This is a genomic window from Nocardia cerradoensis NBRC 101014, from assembly GCF_000308535.1.
In the GTDB taxonomy this organism is placed as follows: domain Bacteria; phylum Actinomycetota; class Actinomycetes; order Mycobacteriales; family Mycobacteriaceae; genus Nocardia; species Nocardia cerradoensis.
In genome coordinates, this window is the sequence record NZ_BAFW01000328.1 from 1 (window position 1) to 6,365 (window position 6,365).

The 6,365-nt window shown below is 70.0% G+C and carries 5 protein-coding genes; 1 reads left to right on the top strand and 4 read right to left on the bottom strand.

The window, feature by feature from the left end:
* On the bottom strand, positions 1-565 hold a 565-nt coding region (locus ON23_RS28695; RefSeq protein ID WP_039782103.1), incomplete at its 3' end, for an alpha/beta fold hydrolase.
* A 99-nt stretch (positions 566-664) separates the two neighbouring features.
* Between ON23_RS28695 and ON23_RS28700 the strand changes: the two genes are divergently transcribed.
* Positions 665-1,279, top strand: coding sequence for a TetR/AcrR family transcriptional regulator (locus ON23_RS28700; RefSeq protein WP_051043507.1), 615 nt, complete (start codon positions 665-667; stop codon positions 1,277-1,279).
* A gap of 9 nt (positions 1,280-1,288) precedes the next feature.
* Here ON23_RS28700 and ON23_RS28705 read toward each other — a convergent pair whose 3' ends face one another.
* The 3 genes from ON23_RS28705 to ON23_RS38740 all read right to left on the bottom strand — a co-directional run.
* Positions 1,289-3,352 (bottom strand): neutral/alkaline ceramidase, encoded by a 2,064-nt coding sequence (locus tag ON23_RS28705; RefSeq protein WP_245556168.1) that lies wholly within the window; start codon positions 3,350-3,352, stop codon positions 1,289-1,291.
* Positions 3,353-3,468: 116 nt separating this feature from the next.
* On the bottom strand, positions 3,469-5,892 hold the full coding sequence (locus ON23_RS28710) for a beta-glucosidase family protein (protein ID WP_244970223.1): 2,424 nt from the start codon (positions 5,890-5,892) through the stop codon (positions 3,469-3,471).
* An 11-nt stretch (positions 5,893-5,903) separates the two neighbouring features.
* On the bottom strand, positions 5,904-6,365 hold a 462-nt coding region (locus ON23_RS38740), incomplete at its 5' end, for a TetR/AcrR family transcriptional regulator (RefSeq protein ID WP_505768030.1).

Here is a 6,365-nt window from a genome sequence, read left to right on the forward strand (position 1 = left end):
TATCCGGATTACGCAGGGCCGGTTCGGTCCACCCGCGCATCAGATCGTCGGGGACCTGATAGCGCGCCATCTGCCCGTAGATCAGCGATGAGCGGCGCAACAGCCCGACCCGCAACTGGCGCAGGACGATCGGTAGCGCACCGGGGACGCGCAGTGCGAACACGGCGAGCTTTCCGGGCAGTCCGGGCGGGAAGTTGTCGAAGGCCTCACACGGGAGCACGATCAGCTGGGCGACGCGTTTGTCCAGGCCGTAGGCGGTGAGGAACAGTCCGCCGCCCCAGTCCGAATGCACCAGGGTGACATCGCGAAGATCCAGCGCGTCGAGGAAGTCCGCGAGCACCACGTTCTGCCCGCGCATACTCAGGTCGGCGTCCGGCCGCATCGGTTCCGGATGCGCGCCGAGTGGCAGTACCGGCCGAACATAGCGAAAACCGCTGGGCAGCAACGGCATCACGCGATCCCACACCGTGTGGTCGATGAGCAGTCCGTGCAGCAGCACGACCGGCGGACCCTGCCCCTCCTCCACGTAGTGGATCGGACCGGCGGAAACCTCGACGACCGGCATACGCTGCCACCTCCGCATCGCAAACCTGCGGCCGCGCCCGGAAAGACGCGTCCACCTGCTAGAACATTCGCTCTAGAGCGTGTGTTCTAGTATGGGAGCATGTCCGAGACCGTGTCAACCCCGACCGCCGAGCGCATCGTCACCGCGACGGCGGAACTGATGCGCCGCCAGGGCTACGGCGCCACCAGCGTCAAACAGATCACCGCCGCCGCGCGGGCCCCGATCGGATCGCTGTATCACCATTTCCCGCAGGGCAAACAGCAGATCGCGGCCGCCGCGCTGCGAACCAGCGGGGCCGCCTACATCCAGCTGTTACCGCTGCTGATGGATCCGTATCCGGATCTGCGGGTGGCGGTGGTGGCCGCGTTCACCGCCGCCGCGGAACAGATCGAACAGTCCGGCTGGATGAACATGTGCCCGGTCGGCACGGTCGCGGGCGAGATCGCCGACAGCGAACCGGCGTTGCGAGAGGTGACCGCCGAGGTCATGCAGTCCTGGATCGACCAGGGCAGCGCGTACTTCCGGGCCCGCGGGCTGCCCGCGCCCGCGGCGCACACCTTCGTGATCGCGATCCTGGGCGCCCTGGAGGGTGCGTTCATTCTGAGCCGCACCCTGCGCTCGACCGGCCCGATCGAATCGGCCGGCCTGGCGATGGCCGCCTACCTCGACACACTCACCGAAACCCGCTCCCCGGCAACGATGTCCGAGGAATGAGCCGGCCCCTCAGCCCACGGTGAATTCGGCGGTGGTGCCGGTGAACGGGACGGTCGCGGCACCGTCGCGGCGGTCACCGCGGTATTCGATGCGATAGCGCCCCGCTTCCGCATCGGCGGGCACGGTCCAGTGGATGGCGACGCGCGAGGCCTCGGGCTGGCCGGGCGGGCGCGACCAGTGCAGTTCGGTGCACCAGTCGTTGTCGTCGAAGACCGCGCGCCATTGCTCCCCCTCGGCGCGCTGCACCTCGAAATAGCTTCCGCCGGTGTGGAAATCGTTGGCGGGGTGGGCGCCGCAGAACTCGGCCGTCACCGTCTCGCCGTGTCCGTAGCCGGGTTTCGGCGCGGTGATCACCTCACCGAACGCCCGCCCCGTCATCGGCGCATCGGCCGGCACCGGCGGCAGCAGATTCGGCTGTATGCCCGCCGTCCAGTCCAGCGGGGCCGGGCCGCGGCCCAGGTCGACGCGCGCGGCCACGGCGCGGGCCAGTCGATCGAATTCCTGCACATAGGCCGGCAGCGTCCAGCGGCCGTACAGCGTCTCCCCGCCCTCGTACTGCTGGGAGGCGTATTCCTCCGGCGTGGTCACGTAGCCGCAGTAGCCGTTCGCATAACCTTGCAGCAAAACGTTTTCCAGCGGCACGGACAGTGCGTGCGCCACCACCCGCCGGATGCGCAACCCCGAGACCACCGTATATTCCGCCGGCCCCGAGGCCAGTACCAGATCGCCGATCCGCAGAATCTGGATCGGCACCGTCAGCGGCACCCACGGGCGCGGGGGCAGCACACCCAGCGGCGCCACGATCAGCTTGGGCGCCTGCACATCCCGCATCCACTGCTCAACAGGGCCGTCCAGCCCGCCGAGCGCCGCGACGACCGGATTCGCATTGCCTTCCTGCAGGAACGACAGCTGGGTCTTCCAGTTGTCCTCCGAACTGGTCGCGGCGGCCGCGGCGCCCATCATGGCGGGCGCGGTGCGCGCCGGTTTGCCGTCGGGAGTGTAGGACCCGTCGATGGCGATGTCGGCCATGTTCAGATAGCGCAGTGCCGCGTCCACTCCCCCGCTGCGCATCGGCCGTGCCGCGTCGAAAGCCGCACGGCCCGCGCGGTATTGACGTTCGCCGATGAGAGAGCAGTTGAGCCGGTTGTCCTCGGTGGGCCCGGACGGGTGCCAGGGCGTGAGTCCGATGTTCGGCGTCATATCGCCGGCGTTGGTCTGGGCGAAGGCCGCCACGAAACCGGGCTTTCCGGCGCCCGGGCGCACCCCCATCTCGTCGTGTTCCCAGCGATAGCTGGCATAGCCCTTGTTGTCGGCGGAGATCAGCGTATTGGCGTCGGTGAGCGAGGTCCCGTGCGTCGCGAACCAGGTGATCGCGCCGATGTCGTTGCCGCCCTGCCGCAATCGCAGCACCGTCACCTGCGGATCGATCGCGTTCGGGAAGGCGGCCGTGTCGTCGGGCGGGTTGAGGTCGAAGGCCACCCGGGAGCGGTTGGCCGAGGCGTCGTGCAGTTCGCCGTGCCCCAGCGAGAGTGTGCCCGGGGCCAGATTCTCGTGCGCCGCGACCAGCGCCGCGACGATACCGTCCACTTCGGCTTGGTGGGAGTTGTTCTGAAAGCCGTATGCGGCAAGGGAATACGCGTATTCACGCGCGGTGCCGCCGCAGGAGTTGTGATTGTGGGTGGCGTTGAGGTTGACGTTGCGCTCGGTGTACAGCGCACCGAACCGCTGTGCCAGCCGCTGCATCACGGCCAGATGCACCGACTGGAACAGGCACGCGATATCCGCGTTGACGAAGGCCACCCGCTCACCGCTGGCCCGGTCGACCACGATGTAGGCGCGCGCCCAGGTGCGCATGAGCAGCCCCGTCGCGACCTGGTCGAGTTCGGAGTAGCCCATCATCCCCTGACCGGCGACCGCGCCGGTGACATCGGCGATGCCCGCGCCGACCAGATATCCCGCCTCGTCGCCGGTGACCCGGATCGGTGCCGCCTCCGCGGAAGCGGTGGCCCCCACACTCGCGGCCACGGCCGCGGTCACGGTGCCGGCCAGCATCGATCGCCGGGTAAACGTCACTGATCGCTCCTTCGATTCCGGCCGCCACGCTGCGACCGTCTCCTCCAACCGTGTGCACCGGAGATTACTGGTCACTCGTCCAGTACGCTAGCCCCGATTTCGTGGCGGAGTCCCGGCTACTCGATGGGCGCGGTCAGCGGCAGGGCGATCACCGAGGTGCCGACGTGCACGGTGAAGGCACCGGGTTCGGTGGACCAGCCCGCATCCGTCCAGTGCTGGAACGCCCGCTGCGGCAGCGGAATTCGCACCCGGCGCACCCCACCCGGCTCGGCGGTGACGCTGGCGAAGGCCGCCAGCCACCGCACCGGCCGCTCGATCGCGCTGTCCTCACGGGACAGATAAACCTGCACGACCTGCTTACCGGCCCGCTCGCCGATATTGGCCACGGTCACCTCGACATCGTGGCCGTCGACCGCGAGATCGCTCAGTTCCCACACGGTGTAACCGAGTCCGTGGCCGAACGGGTACGCCGGCTGCACACCGGCACGCAGCCAGGCGCGGTAGCCGATGTGCACGCCCTCGTCGTAGGCCAGGGTGCCGTCGGCGGCCGCAGTGGTGTCGCGGACCGGCACGTCGGCGAGTTCCTTCGGCCAGGTGGTCGGCAGGCGGCCGCCGGGTTCGGCCGCACCGGTCAGCACATCGGCCAGCGCGGCGCCGAATTCCTGACCGGGGAACCAGGACAGCAGCACCGCCGCCACGTCGTCGCGCCACGGCATCTCCACGGGCGCACCGGAATTCACGACCACCACGGTGCGCGGATTGACGGCGGCGACAGCGGTGACCAGGTCGTTCTGGCGGCCGGGCAGCGCCAGCGTGGTCCGGTCGCGGCCCTCGCTCTCCAGCTGTTCGGTGGTGCCGACGACCACCACGGCCACCTCGGCCCGGCGCGCGGCCTCGACCGCCGCCGCGAATTCCTCCTCGGGTGCGCGCTCCGGCCGCGCCACGACCAGGCCGGCACCGAGAATCATGCCCAGCCCCGCGGCCGCCGACGCGCCCGAACCGACCGTGATCCGGACGTCGACCTCCTGACCCGCGGCGAGTTCGCGCTCGACGCAGCGTTGCGGCGGATCCAGCAGTGCGGCAACGGGATCCGAGCCCTCGAAGGCGATCTCGGTGTCGATCGCGGTCGCGCCGTCGAGTTCCACCACGCAGTGACCCAACGCCGCGACACCGAGCCGCCATTTTCCTGCCACATCGGCGCGCAGCCGCGCGCGCAGTTCGATCGCCGACGCGGCGGCCGCGTGCGGATCACCGAACAGCACCAGCCGGCCCGCGGTGCGGTGCTGGGTGTCGAGGACACGGTCGCCGTCGAGGTAGCGCAGGCACAGCCCCGGCGTCTCGGTGGCCGGATCGGTGACCAGTTCCAGCGGCACGGGAATCAGGTCGTCACCGGTGCGCACACCCGGTGTGTGGGTGACCGGCAGCACCGCCGACAGACCCTCGACCGGCGTGACGGTGTGGTCGGGGATCACGGTCGCGCTACCGCCGCCCATGTACCGCGGCTGCGCGGCGGCGGGCCCGAGCAGCGCCACCGAGGTCCGCGGCGGCAGCGGCAGCACGCCGTCGTTGTGCACGAGGACCATCGCGGCCGCGGCGGCGCGGCGTACCAGATCATGGGCCTGTTCCGCGGTGAAGTCCGGAACCGGGTCGGGCTCGCCCGGGGCCAACCCGCCGACGCGATCGGCGAACCGCAGGATGCGCCGGACCTTGTGCTCGATCGCGGACTTCGGCACGGTGCCGGCCGCGAGCGCGTCGGCGAGGGCCGAGCCCCACAGCGGCGACGGGCCGGGCATGGCCAGGTCGGTCCCGCGCGCGGCGCCTTCGGTACTGCGCACGGCGGTCCAGTCCGAGACCACCACACCGTCGAATCCCCAACTGCCCTTGAGGGGTTCGTCCAGCAGCGGCGATTCGGTCATGGTGGTGCCGTCGACGCTGTTGTAGGCGGCCATCACCATCCACGCGCCGGCCCGCACCGCGCGTTCGAACGGATACAGATACAGCTCGCGCAGGGCCCGTGCCGGGACGCGGACGTCGACGGTGAAGCGGTCGGTCTCGGAATCGTTGGCCACGAAGTGTTTCGGGCAGGCGGCGACCCCGTGCGCCTGCACCGCACGCACATACGCGGCCGCGATCTCCGCGGTGAGCATCGGATCCTCGGAGAAACATTCGAAATGCCTTCCGCCGAGCGGTGATCGGTGCAGGTTCACGGTCGGTCCGAGGACGGCGTAGACGTTCTTCTGCCGGGCCTGTGCCGCGATCAGTGCCCCGATCTCGGTCAGCAGGTCGCGGTCCCAGGTCGCGGCCAGCGCGGTTCCGGACGGCAGGCTGATCGAGGGATCGCGTTCGTCCCAGTTCTCGCCGCGCACACCCGAGGGCCCGTCGGAGACCGGCATCTCGGCGAGGCCGATCGCGGAATCCCCGGCCATGCGGAACATTCCGGCGCCGGAGATGAGTCGTAGTTCGGCCGCCGGATCCAATTGTGTTGCCAGCTGCTCGATCCGGTCGTCCATCGGGTGCCCCGTTTCGTCTCGACTGCGCATCGGCCTCGACGCTACGGGATATCGGCGGGTCGGCGCCGTATCGGCCGCCGCGCGTCGGGGCTACCGCAGCCGCAACCGGACCATCGGCAGCGTGTCGACCGGCGCGCCGGTGGACACGCTCGATCACGGCGCGCAGATTCCGCCAGGCCTTCGTGTGCTCGCGAATGTAGTCGAAGCACGACCGCGGTCGCCTCCGGATCGGGGACGGATCCGTCGGCGCTCGGCTCGTGGTACCCGCCGATCAGCGACAGCAGGGCGGTGATGCTGGTCGCACTATCACCGAGCAGGTCCGCGGGGACGTCGCCGGCCGGCCGCCGCATCATTCGCAGCGCCGCGTCGGTCAGCAGATCGTCCGCCGAGCGGAAGTGATAGTGCGCCAGCCCGGCCCACGCCCCGGCTCGTTCGGCGACGAGCCTGGTCGTCACCGCTCGGGCGTGGTCACAAGAGCCGGCGACTTGCCGCACGCCACGCTC

Bases quoted from the DNA above. Each gene is read 5' to 3' on its own strand.
- ON23_RS28700 (WP_051043507.1), top strand. From the start codon at position 665: ATGTCCGAGACCGTGTCAACCCCGACCGCCGAGCGCATCGTCACCGCG.
- ON23_RS28710 (WP_244970223.1), bottom strand. From the start codon at position 5,892: ATGCGCAGTCGAGACGAAACGGGGCACCCGATGGACGACCGGATCGAG.